The sequence below is a fragment of the Antrihabitans cavernicola genome (assembly GCF_008297975.1).
Classification (GTDB): domain Bacteria; phylum Actinomycetota; class Actinomycetes; order Mycobacteriales; family Mycobacteriaceae; genus Antrihabitans; species Antrihabitans cavernicola.
In genome coordinates this window covers 154,521-172,468 of sequence record NZ_VLNY01000009.1, presented here as the reverse complement: position 1 = coordinate 172,468, position 17,948 = coordinate 154,521, and the positions used below count along the sequence as shown (strand labels likewise).

Here is a 17,948-nt window from a genome sequence, read left to right as displayed (position 1 = left end):
TTCCGCCGGTGTGGTCGATGAGTACGTCGGACGCGGGCGAGGGACGGGCGCGCGGCGGTCGGGAGCGGCCGGCGGCGCGAGGAGCGCGCCGCAGGCGATCGGGTGTGTTGCTGCTGCCGCAGTTGTTGACGGCGGCGGTCGAGTCCGCGGGTGACGCGCCCGCTCTCGTTTTCCAGGGCCGAACGGTCAGCTATCGCGAGCTGGACGCTTCGTCGTCGCAGCTGGCGCGGGTTCTGATCGAGGACGGTGTCGGACCGGGCAGCGTTGTCGCCGTCGGGCTCACCCGCTCGCTGGAATCGGTGCTGTCGGTGTGGGCGGTCGCCAAGGCAGGCGGCGCATTCGTCCCCGTCGATCCGACCTATCCGGCAGATCGCATCGAGCACATGATCCGCGACTCCGGTGCAGCCCTCGTGCTGACCGTCGAGACGCATCGGGAGGCGCTGGCGGCAGTAGTCGACTCGTCCGTTCCACTGCTGGTGCTCGACGACGCGGACACGCGCGATCGAGTGGAGAACGCGCCGGTTGCCCCGATCACGTATCGCGACCGTCTCCGCACGCTGCACCCGGAAGACGCGGCGTACGTGATCTACACGTCCGGCTCGACCGGCCTGCCCAAGGGTGTCGTGGTGACGCACACCGGGCTCGGCGGGGTTTCGGCCGCCGAGCGTGAGCACTACGGGGTGACGTCGGACTCGCGTGTGCTGCATGTGTGTTCGCCCAGTTTCGACGTGTCCGTCCTCGAACTGCTCCTCGCTTTCACCGCGGGCGCCTGTCTTGTCGTGGCGCCTGCCACCGCGTTCGGCGGCGAAGAACTCGGTGAGCTCCTCGCCCACGAGCGGGTCACCCATGTCCTGATCACGCCGGGCGCGCTCGCCACCGTCGATCCCGGTGCGCTGCCGGACCTTCGGGTCGTGGTGGTCGCAGGCGATTCGTTCGGTCCCGAGTTGGTCGCCAGGTGGTCGCCAGGACGCGACTTCCACAACGGGTACGGACCCACCGAGGCCACCATCCTCGCAACGAGCAGCGCACCGCTGCAGCCCGAGCAGCCGATCACGATCGGCTCGGCGATCCCCGGCGTCGCCACGCTGGTGCTCGACCACCGCCTTCGGCCTGTCCCGCTGGGTGTTTCGGGAGAGCTGTACCTCGCGGGTGCTCAACTCGCACGCGGCTACCACGGGCGATGGAGTCTGACCGCGGAACGCTTCGTCGCTAACCCGTTCGGGGATCCCGGCGCACGCATGTATCGCACCGGCGACCTGGTTCGGGTATCGGAATCGGAAGCGGGTGACGCATCGACTCGGGTCATCGAATACATCGGCCGCAACGACTTCCAGGTGAAGGTTCGCGGCTTCCGGATCGAGCTGGGCGAGATCGACGCCGCACTGACCGCACACGACCATGTCGAGTTCGCGGTGACCATCGGCCACACCAGTGACATCGGAGCGGTGTCACTGGTGTCGTATGTGGTTGGCCCCAAGGGAAATTCGCTCGACACCGACGAACTGACGGCATTCGTTTCCGATGCGCTGCCGCGGCACATGGTGCCTGCATCGATCATCGTGCTGGACGAGGTCCCGCTCACTCCGGTCGGGAAGCTCGACCGTAAGGCGTTGCCGGAGCCGGTGTTTGCCAGTGCGGCGGAATTCCGAGCGCCGCGCACTCCGATCGAACAGACCATTGCGGACGTGTTCGCGGAGGTGCTCGGTGTCGATCAGGTGGGAATCGACGATTCCTTCTTCGCCCTCGGCGGTGACAGCATCGTGTCCATCCAGGTGGTGTCTCGCGCCAAGGCGCGCGGTGTCGTCTTCACCCCGCGCGACGTGTTCGAACACCGAACGGTCGCAGGATTGGCGGCGGTAGCCGAATCGGGCGACGCCGCAGGTGCGGTGACCGAACTGGTCGAGCTCAGCGGTGGCGGAGTCGGATGGCTGCCGCTGCTTCCGTTCGGCCGCTTGATGATCGAGCGCGGTGGCGGATACTCCCGCTACAACCAGACGATCCCACTCGAGCTGCCCGTCGGTATCGACCGCATCGGTGTCGTCAGCACGATCGCCGCCGTTGTCGACCGCCATGATGCGCTGCGCTCCACTCTGGTGCACGACGACCGCGGGTGGGGTCTCGAGGTAGCGGACTCCAGCTCGGTGGACGTCGGACCATGGGTGCACCGGGTCGAACTCGGGGACGTCGACGACGCCGAATTCGTCACGCGTGCATCGTCGGAACTGGATGCCGCGCTCGGCCGCCTGGATCCGGCCGCAGGTGTGATGGTGCAGTTCGTCTGGTTCGACTTCGGACCGAGTCGTTCCGGGCGACTGCTGATCGTCGCGCACCACCTGGTGGTCGACGGTGTGTCCTGGCGAATCCTGGTGCCGGACTTCGTGTCCGCGTGGGCGCAGGTGTCCGCAGGCGGGCGCCCGGAGCTGGCTCCGGTCGGTACGTCGCTGCGACGCTGGGCGCACGGACTGGTCGACGAAGCCGCGGAGCGAACCGGCGAGCTGGAACTGTGGACGTCGATACTCGACGGGCCGGATCCGACGTTGGGCGCGCGTCCCTTCGACGGTGCGATCGACACGGTAGCCACGGTCGAGCGTCTCGACGTCACCGTTCCTGTCGATGTGACCAAGAAAGTTTTGACGGTCGTTCCGGACCGTTTCTACGGCGGCGTCAACGATGGACTGGTCGCGGGACTCGCACTGGCAGTGGCCAAGTGGCGGCGCGACCGCGGAGTCTCGGAGACGTCGACGCTGCTGCAACTCGAGGGGCACGGCCGCGAGGAAGGCGTCGTTCCCGGCGCCGACCTGTCGCGGACGGTCGGCTGGTTCACCAGCGTCTACCCGATCAGGGTCGACGTCGGAGCCATCGATCTCGACGACGCGTTCGCCGGACGTGGTGCGGCAGGTGCGGCGGTGAAGGCCGTCAAGGAGCAGTTGCTGTCCGTCCCGGATTCCGGCATGGGATTCGGGATGCTCCGCTTCCTGAACGACGACACCGCGTCGCAACTGTTCGGCCTGCCGTCGGGGCAGATCAGCTTCAACTACCTCGGCCGAATCTCCTCCGGTGACATCCCGTCCGGCATGGAGGGTGTGGGCTGGCTGCCTGCAGGCGACATGGGCGACGTGAGCGCGCCCGGCGATCCGGACATGCCCGCGAACAAGACCGTCGACATCAACGCCATCGTCACCGAAGGCCCGGACGGTGCCGCCCTGCGTGCGACGTTCGCGTACCCGGTGGGCGCGATCGATGCGGACGACGTGCAGCGGTTGGCCGACTTGTGGGTCGAGGCACTCGGTGCGATCGCGACCTACACCGACACCGCGCAATCGGGCGGTCGAACGCCGTCGGATCTCTTGCTGGCGAACACTTCCCAGTCCGACATCGAACTGTGGGAGACGCAGTTTCCAGCTCTCACCGATGTGTGGCCGCTCTCGCCGCTGCAGTCGGGCCTGCTCTTCCACGCGATGCTGGCGGCGACCTCGGTCGACGTCTACACCGCGCAGGTCGTGCTGACGCTCGAAGGTGCGGTCGACAGTGACCGGCTGCAGACCGCCGGGCGCGCGGTGCTCGACCGCTACCCCAATCTGCGCACCGCATTCATCACCGATGCCTCCGGATCGGCGGTCCAGGTGGTCCTCGATTCGGTCGAGTTGCCTTGGACCGAAGTCGATCTGAGTACCCGCGAGGACAGCAAGGCCGAGTTCGAGCGGCTGTTGGTCGACGATCGCAAGACGCGGTTCGACCTGGCGCGGCCGCCGCTGATGCGGTTCACGCTGGTATCGCTGGGCGACGGTGATCACCGACTTGTGGTGACCAACCACCACATCCTGCTCGACGGCTGGTCCATGCCGCTCCTGATGAAGGACCTGCTGGTCCTCTACGCAACCAGCGGTGACACATCGATTCTGCCGCCGGTCCGCCCGTACCGAAGCTATCTGGCTTGGTTGGGTGAGCAGGACATCGACAGCTCGGTGCAGCGCTGGGCGACGGAATTGGCAGGGGTCTCCGAACCGACCACGCTTGCGCCCGTTGTGCCCGGTCGCGAAATCACCACGCTGTCGGGCGAATACACCTTCGACATCAGCGCCGATGCCACGGCGCGACTGACAGCGTTCGCCGCCGACCTGGGCGTCACCGTCAACACGGTCGTCCAGGTGGTGTGGGGAATCCTGTTGGGCCGCTCGATCGGTCGCGACGACGTGGTGTTCGGTGCCACCGTGTCGGGCCGTCCACCGGAACTGCCGGGCGTCGAATCGATGGTCGGGCTTTTCATCAACACCATTCCTGTTCGGGTGCGGTTCGATCCGTCGGACACGGCAACCTCGGTACTCTCGCGTGTGCAAGCCGAGCAGGCCGACCTGCTCGGTGACCACTACCAGGGGCTGTCCCAGATTCACGGTGCCGTCGGTGCGGGCGTGGAGTTCGACACGCTACTGGTATTCGAGTCCTACCCGGTCGACACCGCGGGTATCGCCGCGGCAAACTCGATCGACGGCATGAGTGTCACCGGCGTCGACATGACGACGATCACGCACTACCCGCTGACCCTGCTGGCCGTGGTAGGGGAGCGGCTCGAGTTCACGTTCCAGTACCTCAGCGACGTTTTCGACGTCGCCACCGTTGCCGCATTCGGTGTCAAGATCACCCGCATTCTGGACGCGATCGTCGACGATCCCACCACAGTCGTTGGCGACATCGAACTGCTCGACGCCGCCGAACGCGATCTGGTGCTGACCGGCTTCAACGACACCGCTCGATCTGTCGACGCCGATGCGACCGTGATCGATCTGTTCGAAGCTCAGGCGGCCGCCACGCCCGATGCCGTCGCGGTGACCTTCGGCGACCAGTCGCTGACCTATGTCGAGTTCGCGTCGCGCGTGCACCGTCTCGCACGCTTCCTGGTCGCCGAGGGCGTGAGCGCCGAATCGTTGGTGGCACTGGGGATGCGCCGATCCATCGACATGCTGGTCGGCATGTATGCGGTGCTCGCCGCGGGTGGCGCGTACGTTCCGCTCGACCCCGACCATCCGGCCGAACGCACCGAGCACGTGCTGGAGACCGCGGCACCGGTCTGTGTGTTGACCACCGACGCCGACGGGCTTGCGGCGCGGGTCGACGTACCCGTCTTCGCGATCGACACCCAGGACCTCACCGGCTACTCGGACGAGCCGATCGGTGCGGCGGAACGGTTGTCGGCGTCGACGCCGGACAACACTGCGTACGTGATCTTCACATCGGGATCGACAGGTCGACCCAAGGGTGTCGCCGTCCGCACCGGCTCTGTGGTGAATCAATTGGAATGGATCACGGCGGAATACGGCATCGGTCCGGATGACGTTGTGCTGCAAAAGACCCCGACCACCTTCGACGTTTCGGTGTGGGAGCTTTTCGGCACGTTGATTCGGGGTGGCAGGCTGGTGATCGCCGCACCGGACGGTCACCGCGATCCCGACTATCTGGCCGGCGTGATCGCACGCGAGCAGGTCACGATGACGTCGTTCGTCCCATCGATGCTGTCGGTCTTCGCAGCCAACGTCGCGGCCCGCGACGTTGCATCGCTGCGCACCGTGTTGATCGCCGGTGAGGCGCTCACGGCGTCGACCGTTGCCCAACTGCGTGCGGTCTCGACCGCGTCGGCACACAATCTGTACGGGCCGACCGAATTCACGGTTCACGCAACGCATTACACCGCCGACGGAACCGAGACCGGTGCTATTCCGATCGGTGGCGCAGTGTGGAATGCACGCGCACTAGTACTCGACGAGCGGCTGCACCCGGCGCCGGTCGGTGTTGCCGGCGAGCTCTACATGGCGGGCACACAGTTGGCACGCGGCTACTTCGGCCGCGCCGACCTGACATCGGACCGCTTCGTGGCCGATCCCTTCGGCGAACCCGGCGCCCGGATGTATCGCACCGGGGACCTGGTGCGTTGGGATGACAAGGGCAACCTGGAGTACCTGGGCCGCACCGACTTCCAGGTGAAAGTACGTGGCCTCCGGATCGAACTCGGCGAGATCGAGTCGGTGTTGTCGCGGCAGGACACGGTTCGCCAGGCCGCGGTGATCGTCGTATCCGACTCGACGGTCGGCGATCAGCTGGTGGGATACGTGGTGCCCGCAGGTGGTGCCGCAGTGGACACCGAGACGCTGACCCGCGCGATCGGCCGCGAACTGCCCAGCTACATGGTGCCCGCGACGATCGTGGTGCTCGACTCGATGCCACTGAACCCGAGCGGCAAGCTGGATCGAAAGGCGTTGCCCGCGCCGGTGTTCGCCAGTGCCGCGGCCTTCCGCGCGCCGACGACACCCACGGAGCAGACCATCGCCGAGGTGTTCGCCGAAGTGTTGGGTGTGCAACGGGTCGGTGTCAACGATTCCTTCTTCGCGCTGGGCGGCGACAGCATCGTGTCGATCCAGGTGGTCTCGCGCGCTAAGGCCCGCGGCGTGGTCTTCTCGCCGCGCGACGTTTTCGAGCAGCGGACGGTTGCCGGACTAGCTGCCGTCGCGACCGCAGGAGATGCTGGTCGTCCGGCCGAACTGGTCGAACTTCCCGGCGGCGGTGTCGGCGGCATGCCGCTGACACCGGTGGTGCGGTACATGGTGGATCGCGGCACCTTCGATCGTTTCAACCAGACGTTGAGCCTGGAGCTGCCGGCGGGAATCGACAGGGCCGGTGTCGTTTCGACGATCTCGGCCGTTGTCGACCATCACGATGCCCTGCGATCGCGGCTCTTCACCGATACGGTCGGTGTCTGGCATCTCGAGACGCGCCCCGCCGGTGATGTCGATGTCGATGCCCTCGTGCATCGCGTCGAAATCGACTCCGCGGAAACCGATCTCGTCGAGGCAGCGACGAGTGCGACAGAAGCCGCACTGACCCGGCTCGATCCCGCAACCGGCAGCGTTCTGCAGTTCGTGTGGCTGGATCCGAAGGACAACGCCGACACCGGTCGATTGATCGTCGTCGCGCATCACCTGGTCGTCGACGGGGTGTCCTGGCGCATCCTCGTGCCGGACTTCGTCAGCGCCTGGGCGCAGCACAATTCCGGTGCGACACCCTCGCTGTCGGCGGTCGGTACGTCGTGGCGTCGCTGGGCACACGCACTGGCAGATGTCGCCACCGAGGACGAGCGACGCGCCGAGCTGCCGATCTGGAAACAGGTCGTTGCAGGCGCAGATCCCGAGCTGGGTAGCCGAGCGTTCGATCCGGCGATCGATGTGGCATCGACGGTGCGCACGGTGTCCGTCAGCCTCGATGCGCAGGCAACCGACGCCTTGCTGACCTCGGTTCCCGAGGCGTTTCACGGCGGCGTCAACGACGCACTGCTCGCGGGACTCGCTCTCGCGCTTGCGAAGTGGCGGAACAACCGTGGTGTCGACGCGTCGTCCGCGTTGGTCCGCATGGAGGGTCACGGACGCGAGGAAGGCGTTGCGCCCGGAGCGGATCTGTCGCGCACCGTCGGCTGGTTCACCAGTGTGTACCCGGTGCGTCTCGATGTCGCCGGTCTCGATCTCGACGATGCGTTGGCGGGTGGAGTCGCAGCGGGTGCGGCCGTCAAGGCGATCAAGGAGCAGCTGCGTCGGTTGCCGGACAACGGCATCGGATACGGCTTGCTCCGGTATCTCAATGCGGAGACGGAAGCGCAACTGCCGCATCGGGTTCCCGGCCAGATCGGCTTCAACTACCTCGGCCGGATCTCGGCGGGAGACCTGCCCGAGGGAATCGAGGCACTCGGTTGGTTGCCCGCTTCCGATCTCGGTGACCTCCCGGCGCCACCCGATCCGTCGATGCCCGCTATGGCCGTCGTCGACATCAATGCCGTGGTTGTCGGTGGACAGCTCTCGGCATCGTTCGCCTACCCGGAGACGTTGCTCGACGAAGCCGCGGTCACCGAGTTCGCACACCTGTGGCGCACAGCTCTGGAGTCGATCGTCGCAGCGACCCAGCAGCCGGGCGCCGGTGGCCTGACGCCGTCCGATCTGCCGCTGGTACCCACCCGGCAGTCCGATATCGAGCTGTGGGAGAAGCGATTCCCCGCACTCACCGACGTCTGGCCGTTGACGCCGTTGCAGTCGGGATTCATGTTTCACTCGATCCTGGCCGAAGCATCGGTGGACGTCTACACCTCGCAGGTGGTGCTCTCGCTGACCGGTTCGGTCGACGCGACTCGTCTGCATGCGGCGGGTGAGGCCGTGCTGAGCCGGTATGCGAATCTGCGGACCGCGTTCATTCCGGACTCGTCCGGTGCTGCGGTGCAGATCGTGCTCGATTCGGTGCAGTTGCCGTGGCGTGAGGTCGATCTGAGCGGCAGCTCCGATGCGGCGTTCGAGCAATTGCTGGTCGACGATCGGACCGAGCGATTCGATCTCGCGCGGCCGCCGCTGATCCGGTTCGTTCTGGTGACGCTCGGTGAGGGCGACTACCGACTCGTTGTCACCAACCATCACATCCTGCTCGACGGCTGGTCGATGCCGTTGCTGATGAAGGATCTGCTGGTGTTGTACGCGACATCCGGCGACGCATCGGTGCTGCCGGTTGTCCGTCCGTACCGCAGCTACCTCGGTTGGCTGGCTGGCCACGACGAGGCCGCGTCGATCCAGGCCTGGCGCACTGCGCTCGACGGAGTTGCCGAGCCGACCACGGTGTCGCCGGTTGCGCCACGTCGCGAAATCACCGCACTCTCCGGTGAGTACACGTTCGAGTTGAGCTCGGAAACGACTGCCGCCCTCGCCACGTATGCCGCCGATCGCGGTGTCACGGTGAACACCGTGGTGCAGGTGGTGTGGGGAATTCTGTTGGGCCGCTTGACCGGTCGAGACGACGTGGTGTTCGGAACCACCGTCTCCGGTCGTTCGCCCGATGTGCCGGGCATCGAATCGATGATCGGCTTGTTCATCAACACCGTGCCGGTGCGCGTGCGCTTCGAGCAGTCGGACAGTGCCGCGAGCGTGTTGTCGCGGATTCAGGCCGAGCAGTCGGATCTGCTCACCCATCACCACGTCGGGCTGCCACAGATTCACGACGCAGTCGGCGTCGGTGCCGAGTTCGACACCCTGCTCGTCTACGAGTCCTACCCGGTCGACACCGCGGGCATCGCCGCCGCGAACTCCATCGACGGCATGAGCGTGACCGGCGTCGACATGACGACGGTCACCCACTACCCGCTGACACTGCTTGCGGTGCTGGGGGATCGGCTCGAGTTCACCTTCCAATACCTGGTCGACCTTTTCGGTCGCACGGAGGTGGAGACCCTCGGTCTGCGGCTGATTCGGATCGTGGAAGCGATAGTTGCCGACCCGACCGTTGCGGTGGGCGACATCGACATCCTCGACGCCGCCGAACGACGCCGGGTCGTCACCGAACTCAACGCCACCGCACACGCGGTCGAGGCCGATGCGACCGTGGTGTCGCTCTTCGAGGCGCAAGCAGCGGCAACACCCGATGCCCCCGCGGTGACGTCCGGCGCGGAGTCGCTCACCTACGGCGAGTTCGCGGCGCGGGTCAACCGTCTTGCGCGCCATCTGATATCGATCGGCGTGGGTCCGGAATCGCTGGTCGCCCTCGGCATGCGCCGATCGGTGGATCTGCAGGTTTCGATGTATGCCGTGCAGGCAGCGGGTGGCGGATACGTGCCGCTGGATCCCGATCATCCTGCTGAGCGAATTGCGCACGTCCTCGACACCGCGGCACCGGTCTGCGTACTGACGGCCGACGGCTTCGACGTGCCGGGCGATGTTTTGACGGTCCCGATCGAATCGATCGACACCACAGGCCTCTCGGGTGCGCCGATCACGGAAAACGAGCGCCTCGGTGCCCTCACGCCGGCGAACGTGGCGTACGTGTTGTTCACATCCGGTTCGACGGGACGGCCCAAGGGCGTCGCGGTCAGCCACCGGTCCGTTGTGAACCAGTTGCTCTGGCTGAGCACCGAATACGGTCTCGGTGCACAGGATGTGGTGCTGCAGAAGACGCCCGCGACCTTCGACGTGTCGGTATGGGAGTTGTTCGGCACGCTGATTCGCGGCGGCAGGCTCGTGATCGCCACACCGGATGGGCACCGCGACCCGGAATACCTGGCACAGGTCATCGCGTCGGAGCGGGTGACGATGACGTCGTTCGTGCCGTCCATGTTGGCGGTGTTCGTCGCGAACGTTGCGGCCGCGGACGTGGCATCGCTGCGGACAGTGCTGATCGCAGGTGAGGCATTGCCGGGTTCGACGGTCGCTGCCTTGGGGCGGGTGAGTGCGGCGAGCGCGCACAACCTGTACGGCCCCACCGAATTCACGGTCCATGCAACGCATTACGCAGTCACCGATACGACGGTTGCCTCGGTTCCGATGGGCGTTCCGGTGTGGAACGCGGCAGCGCTGGTTCTGGATGCGCGCCTGCGGCCGGTCCCGGTGGGCGTCGCAGGCGAGTTGTACCTGGCGGGATCGCAACTGGCACGCAGCTATCACGGCCGGCCGGACCTCACGGCCGACCGTTTCGTCGCCAATCCACTCGACACCGACGGTGGCCGGATGTATCGGACCGGCGACCTGGTGCGCTGGAACGAGTCCGGTGACCTGGAATACCTGGGCCGCACCGACTTCCAGGTGAAGTTGCGCGGTCTGCGCATCGAGCTCGGCGAGATCGAGGCCGCGCTGTTGCGGCAGAGCGCTGTGTCCCAAGCGGTCGCCGTCGTACACACCGACGCCACGATCGGCGATCAGCTGGTTGCCTATGTGGTGGGTAGCTCGATCGACGAGGCTCGCCTGATCACCGAACTGTCACGCGAGGTGCCGAGCTACATGGTGCCGGCCACCGTCGTCGTGCTCGACGAAATGCCGCTGAACGCGAGCGGCAAGCTCGATCGCAAGGCACTGCCCGCACCCGTGTTCGCCAGCGCCGCGGCGTTCCGCGCGCCGGAAACGGCTGTCGAGCAAGCCATTGCAGATATTTTTGCCGACGTTCTCGGAGTCGAACGGATCGGCCTGGACGATTCGTTCTTCGGGATCGGTGGCAACTCGCTGCTGGCAACGCATGTCGCGGCGCGTGTCGGTGCCGCACTCGACACGCGGGTCCCGGTCCGTTTGCTGTTCGAAGCGCCCACCGTCGCTCGCCTGGCCGCCGCCGTGGAAACTCATTCCGGTTCGGGTGGTCGCAAGGAACTGACCGCGATGCCGCGGCCGGACCGAGTGCCGCTTTCGCTTGCGCAGCAGCGGATGTGGTTCCTCAACCGGTTCGACACCGACTCCGCTGCCTACAACATTCCCGTTGCCGTCCGGCTCAGCGGCGATCTGGACGTCGCTGCACTGCAGGCCGCGATCGGTGATCTGGTCGAACGTCACGAGGTGCTCCGCACGCGCTACCCGGCATTCGACGGCGAGGGATTCCAGCAGATACTGGGGCCGTCCGAGGTGGACGTCGAACTCGCTGTGGAGTCCGTGGACGAGTCGGCGGTGATCGAGCGGATCGGTGCGCTGATCGCCGAAGGCTTCGACGTCTCCACCGCGCCGCCATTCCGTGTAGCGTTACTTCGCCTGGCGGACAACGAGTTCGTGCTGGTCTTCGTGGTGCATCACATCTCGTCGGACGGCGTCTCGATGGGTCCGTTGACCCGGGATCTGATGGTCGCGTACGCGGAGCGCACGCACGGCAACCAGGTCGATTGGCCGCCGCTGCCGGTACAGTACGCCGACTACACGCTGTGGCAGCGCGAGGTTCTCGGCGACGAGTCCGCTGCGGATTCCTTGGTGTCGCAGCAACTGGACTTCTGGAAGGGTGCGCTCGCCGGTCTTCCGGAGCAACTGGACCTGCCGTCGTATCGGCCGAGGCCTGCGACGGCGTCCAATGTCGGTGGGACAGTGGCCTTCTCCATCGATGCCGATCTGCATCGCAAGCTCGACGATCTCGCCCGCCGCGAGAATTCGACGCTGTTCATGGTGGTACACGCCGCCCTCGCCGTATTGCTGGCGCGGTTGTCGGGTACCAGGGACATCGCGATCGGCACTCCGATCGCGGGTCGCGGTGAGGCTGCGCTCGACGGTGTCATCGGCATGTTCGTCAACACGTTGGTCCTGCGGACCGAGGTGGATCTGGCGGTGAGCTTCGAGCGTCTGGTCGGCGCCGTTCGCGAGACCGACGTTGCGGCATTCGGACACGCGGACGTTCCTTTCGAGAAGGTGGTCGAGGTACTCGATCCCGAGCGCTCGCCCGCTCGGCACCCGCTGTTCCAGGTGGTGCTGGCCTTCCAGAACATGGCTTCGCAGGCCTTGGATCTGCCGGGTCTGTCGGTGGCGGGCATCGACTTCGATGTGCCGGTGTCGAAGTTCGATCTGCAGTTGACGCTCTCGGAGCTCGGTGCGGGCGCAGGCTTGTCCGCCGTGTTCACCTATGCCACCGATCTGTTCGACGAGGCGACGGTGCGGACGTTCGCGGAGCGTTTCACCGCCATCGTGGACGCGATCGCCGCAACTCCGGATGTTGCTGTCGGTGATATCGGTGTGCTCGGCGACGGGGAATCGGATGCGATCCTTGCTCGCTCGCTGACTTCCGGTGCCACTTCTACCGACGTGACGTTGCTCGATGTGATTCACGATCGCATCGACAGCAACGGCAGTGGGACGGCTGTTCGTTTCGACGGGGTCTCGACGAGCTACGACGAGCTGGGCAGGCGGGCGAACAAGCTGGCGCGCAAGCTGATTGCTGCGGGTGCGGGTCCGGAGACGCTGGTCGCGGTCGCGATGGGCCGTTCGGCCGATCTGATCGTGGCGTTGCTCGCTGTACTCGAGACCGGTGCGGGCTACCTCCCGTTGGATGTGACCTATCCAGCGGAGCGCCTCGAGTTCATTCTCGACGACGCCGCACCCGCTGTGGTGCTGACGCGCTCCGATGAACGTGATCGTTTGCCGCAGCACACGATTGCGACGATTGATGTCGATGTCGACGACGAGGTCCATGTCGATAGCGCAGTTCAGGCCGAGAGTCGGATCGTCGACGCGGATCGGCTCGCTCCGTTGCGGCCAGAGCACACGGCGTACGTCATCTACACCTCGGGCTCGACGGGACGCCCGAAGGGTGTTGCGGTGGAGCATCGCAACGTGGTGCAGCTGATCACGAACACGCAGCCGTCGTTCGGCTTCACCGAAGACGATGTGTGGACGATGTTTCACTCCTTTGCCTTCGACTTCTCGGTGTGGGAGATCTGGGCGGCGCTCGCGACGGGCGGCACCGTGGTGGTCGTCGACTACCTGACTTCGCGCGCACCCGACGAAGTGGTGGAGTTGCTTGCGCGGGAAAAGGTGACGGTGCTGAGTCAGACGCCGTCGGCGTTCTATCAGCTCGCCGAAGCCGATCGGGCGCGCGGTCGTAGCACAGCGGGTCGTGACGATCTGTCGCTGCGGTTCGTGGTGTTCGGTGGTGAGGCGTTGGATCTGCGTCAGCTCACCCGCTGGTACGAGCGGCATCCGGAATCGCCGCGATTGGTGAACATGTACGGCATCACCGAGACCACCGTGCACGTGTCGTTCCTGGAACTCGACCGAATCAGTGCTGCGCAGGCGTCGGCGAGCGTGATCGGTGTCGGGCTGCCCGGCCTCGGTGTGTATGTGCTCGACGAGCGCCTGCGTCCGGTGCCGGTGGGTGTGCCCGGTGAGATGTACGTGACCGGTGCGCAGCTCTCGCGTGGCTACATCGGTCGTCCGGATTTGAGTGCGGGCCGTTTCGTGGCGAATCCATTCGGCCCCAGCGGGACTCGGATGTATCGCACCGGTGACGTCGCGAAGTGGAACGTCGACGGGCAACTCGAGTACGCGGGTCGCAGCGATCAGCAGGTGCAGTTGCGCGGCTTCCGTATCGAGTTGGGGGAGGTGGAGTCGGCGCTGCTGCGATTCGACGGTGTCGCGCAGGCCGTTGCGTCGGTGGTGTCAGACGATTATTCGGGTCAGCGTCTGATCGGGTACGTGGTGCCCGAGTCCGGTCTCGGTATCGCGGACGTCGATCGGACCGAGTTGCGTGACTTCGTCGGCGGATTCCTCACCGGCTACATGGTTCCCGACGTCCTGGTGGTGTTACCGGCGTTGCCGCTCACACCGAACGGCAAACTCGACCGTAATGCGTTGCCCTCGCCGGAGTTCGTCAGCGACAAGGTGTTCCAGGAGCCCAAGACGCCGATCGAGCAGACGGTAGCGGAGGTCTACGAGACTCTTCTCGGTGTCGATCGGGTCGGCTCGGACGACGATTTCTTTGCCCTCGGCGGCAACTCGCTGGCCGCGACTCGGGTGGTGGCTCGGGTCAACGAGGCTCTCGACGCCAACCTCGGCGTTCGCGATCTGTTCGAGGCGTCGACGGTCAACGGCCTTGCCGCCCGGGTGGTGCGCGGTTCGGGCTCTGCTCGACGTGGACCGACCCGGATGGATCGCCCGGAACGAGTGCCGTTGTCCATTGCGCAGCAACGGATGTGGGTGCTCAATCAGCTCGATCTGGAATCCGCGGCATACAACATTCCGTTGGCCATCGAGCTGAAGGGCTCGCTGGACGTCGATGCATTGCAGCACGCGGTGTCGGATGTGATCGAGCGACACGAGAGCCTGCGTACTCGCTATCCGGCGCATGAGGGCGTGCCGTATCAAGAAGTACTGCCGCAGGCCGACGTCGTGTCCGACCTGGAGCTGGATGTGGTCGATGCCCCGGATGCGCTGCCGATGATCATCGAGCTGGTCACGACCGGCTTCGATGTGACCGAGCGGGTGCCGTTGCGCGCGAAGCTGTTCCGGGTCGCCACCGACGACTACATATTCGCTCTGGTCGTCCATCACATCGCTGCCGACGGTGCGTCCATGGCGCCCCTGGCACGCGACATGGTTGCCGCGTACGCGGCACGGACGGCAGGGGCTGCGCCGGGGTGGGCCCCGCTGGAGATCCAGTACGCCGACTTCACGCTCTGGCAGCGTGACGTGATCGGCCTGGACACCGACGACGACTCGATCGCCGCCGAGCAGCTCCGCTATTGGAAGAAGACGCTGTCCGGGCTGCCAGGTCTGCTGGAGCTCCCGAGCGATCGACCGCGACCGGCGGAACCGTCGCTACGCGGTGCCAACGTCGCCTTCTCGATTCCGGACGAGGTACACGGCGAACTCATTCGGATCGCGCACGCGCACAACGCATCTCTGTTCATGGTGATCCAGGCCGGACTGGCGGTGTTGTTGGCGCGACTGTCCGGTCGGACCGACATCGCCATCGGCACGCCGATCGCGGGACGCGGCGAGCGCGTCCTCGACGACCTGGTCGGGATGTTCGTCAACACGCTGGCATTGCGCTCGACCATCGACCCGGCGGCCACCTTCGGTGAGCTGCTCGACCAGACGCGCGAAACCGACCTGTCGGCGTTCGCGAACGCCGACGTGCCGTTCGAACGGATCGTGGAAGAGCTCGGCGCGACGCGATCGAAGTCGCACCATCCGCTGGTTCAGGTCGTGATCGCGTTCCAGAACCTCGAAGCGGCGCAGCTGGAGCTGCCGGGGCTGACGGTCAGCGCACTCGATGCCGGTGCCATGTCCGCGAAGTTCGATCTGCAACTCAACGTCGAGAGCATGCACAACGCGGATGGTTCCACCGCGCAGCTGGACGCCGTGTTCACCTACGCGCTCGACCTTTTCGACGAGTCGACCGTTGCAGCGTTCGGCAGGCGGCTCGTCCGCATCCTCGGCGCGGTGGTGGCCGATCCCGACATCAAGGTCGGCGATATCGACATCTTCGATGCCGACGAGCGAGAGCAGATGCTCGCAGCGGGAGCGGCTCGAACGGTGGCGCCGACCGCGCCGTCCTCGGGCACCAACCTTGCACAGCTGTTGGTTGCCGCGGTCGAGGACGATCCGGAGGCGCCTGCAGTCGCGTTCGGTGACGACGAGATGCCCTATCGAGATCTGGATCAGCGATCGTCGCGGCTCGCACGCGTTCTGATCGATCGCGGTTGCGGCCCGGGTACCGGGGTGGTGGTCGACTTCGACCGCACGATCGAGGGTGCCGTCGCTCGGTGGGCGGTCGTCAAGACCGGCGCCGCCATCCTGGTGGGCGGCGCTGGAGCAGGCCCCGCGGCGGCGCTCGGAGTGACATCGTCGGATCGCTCGAAGGCTTCTGATCTGCCGTGGCTGATCGTGGACGACGCGAGCGTCGAAGACGAGATCGCTCAGCAGTCGCCGCGACCGATCACCTACGCGGACCGCGTGAGTCCGACCAAGGGCGACGACACCGCGTTCGTGAGTGGAACCGGCTCGCTGGTCACGTACGAGCAGTTGGCAACCGTGGTCGAACGGGCGCGCTCGCAGCTGTCCGTCGAATACGACTCCCGGACCTACTACCTGGGGTCGCCGACGTCGCCGGCACTGCTTCTCGAGTTGATTCTCGCAGGGACGGTCGGTGCCACCATGGTCATCGATTCGCAGTCCGACGACGCGGATCCGGAAGAGGTGCTTGCCGCCGAATGGGTGACGCATCTGATCGCCGAGCCCGGAACGCTCGCAAACATCGATCCGTCCGGAATGGACGATCTGCAGAGCGTCGTGGTGGTGGGCGCTGACGCCGACTCCGAAATCGAGCGCTGGTCGTCGGCTGATCTCGAGTTGCACGCCGTCGCGGGCCCGTTCGAGAATTGGCTCGACAACTAGAGATTGGGCAACGCATGCGCCGTTCCGCGAAGTCTCCGCTGCTCGGACTGATCGCAAAGAACACCACGCTCGGCCCTGTCGATGTGAACGGCCGGACCGTGTTGCTGCGGCCGCCTCGGATATCCGATGGCGCCGACTGGCGTCGAATTCGGCTGCGAGACCGCGAGTTCAACGAGGCTGCCGCGCCGACGTCGACGCTGGACTGGGACGAGCGGCACAATCACGACCACTGGGCGCGCAATTACATGATGCTCAAACGTGCGCAACGTGAAGGTCGACGAGTGCCGTTCGCCGTCGAGATCGACGGGCGATTTGCCGGTGAAAGTGCGCTCACGTGGGCCGAAGTGGGTTCCGGCAGTGCGGAACTCGCCCTCTGGCTGGATACGACCGTGGTGCGCGGTGGGCTGTCGACCGTCGTCACCGGGTTGATCGCGGATTACGCGTTCACCACGTTGGGCCTTCCGGTTGTCACGGGATCGACGGCTACCGAGAACAAAGCGGGCAATGCTCTCGCACTCGCGCTGGGTATGCACCCGGAAGCGACGATGGCGTCGTTCTTCGACGCGGGTGGGCGACGTAAGGCGTACAACTGGTACACCCTGACCACCGACGACATTCCGGACGGCGGCTTTGCGGCTCGCGCGGTGGAGCGTGCTCGACCCCACTCGGCCCAGGCTCAGGACTCGAGTACCGACAAAGCTTGGGGGTCACGGGTTCCGGCATCGATCAAGATCGGCGCTTATGCAGCCAAGTACGCGGTCGTCTCGACTGTGCAGCAACAGTTGCAGCGGGTCCGACGTGCTCCCACCGTGAATCGTGGACCGAAAACCGTTGCGGCAGGCGTGGTGACGTTGCGTAGCCGTCGAAAGTCCGATGCGGCACCGATCGCCGAGTGGATGCGCGGGGTCGAGGTCGATCCGGAGCTACCGTTCGCCATCGATCTGAACGGCACGCTCGTCGGCCAAGCGTGGCTGCGGCAGATCTACAACCTGACTGCGGAGTTGGGCGTCGTCGTCGACCCACGAACCGCCACACCGGAACTGACGACCGCTGCAGCAGAGTTGATGTTGAACTACGCATTCGAAGTCGGTTGCGAGCGGGTGTGGATCCCGGTACTTGTCGCGGACGACGATACGAGAAATCTTGCCGAACAGCTCGGTCTGACGAACGAGGGGACGCTCACGCAATTTCGTCCGGTCGGTGGTGTCCGTAAAGACCACGAACTGTGGGCAATAACGCCGAATATTACCGGCCAGTAGCCCATTAGCTTTTCTGGCTAATCAATTACAAACCGTTCAGTGTCATTCA

1 protein-coding gene and 1 pseudogene are annotated in these 17,948 nt (G+C 65.7%); both read left to right on the top strand.

Features of this window, described 5'->3' with window-relative positions; all coding sequences use genetic code 11:
• Nucleotides 1-113: 113 nt before the first annotated feature.
• Nucleotides 114-16,640: pseudogene (locus tag FOY51_RS18765) on the top strand (amino acid adenylation domain-containing protein); the annotation flags it as partial.
• Between the two features lie 14 nt (nucleotides 16,641-16,654).
• The gene (locus FOY51_RS18760) at nucleotides 16,655-17,899 is read left to right on the top strand and encodes a GNAT family N-acetyltransferase (protein ID WP_149431786.1); all 1,245 of its coding nucleotides are present in this window, start codon (nucleotides 16,655-16,657) and stop codon (nucleotides 17,897-17,899) included.
• The last annotated feature ends 49 nt before the right edge of the window (nucleotides 17,900-17,948 follow it).

Bases quoted from the DNA above. Each gene is read 5' to 3' on its own strand.
- FOY51_RS18760 (WP_149431786.1), top strand. From the start codon at position 16,655: ATGCGCCGTTCCGCGAAGTCTCCGCTGCTCGGACTGATCGCAAAGAAC.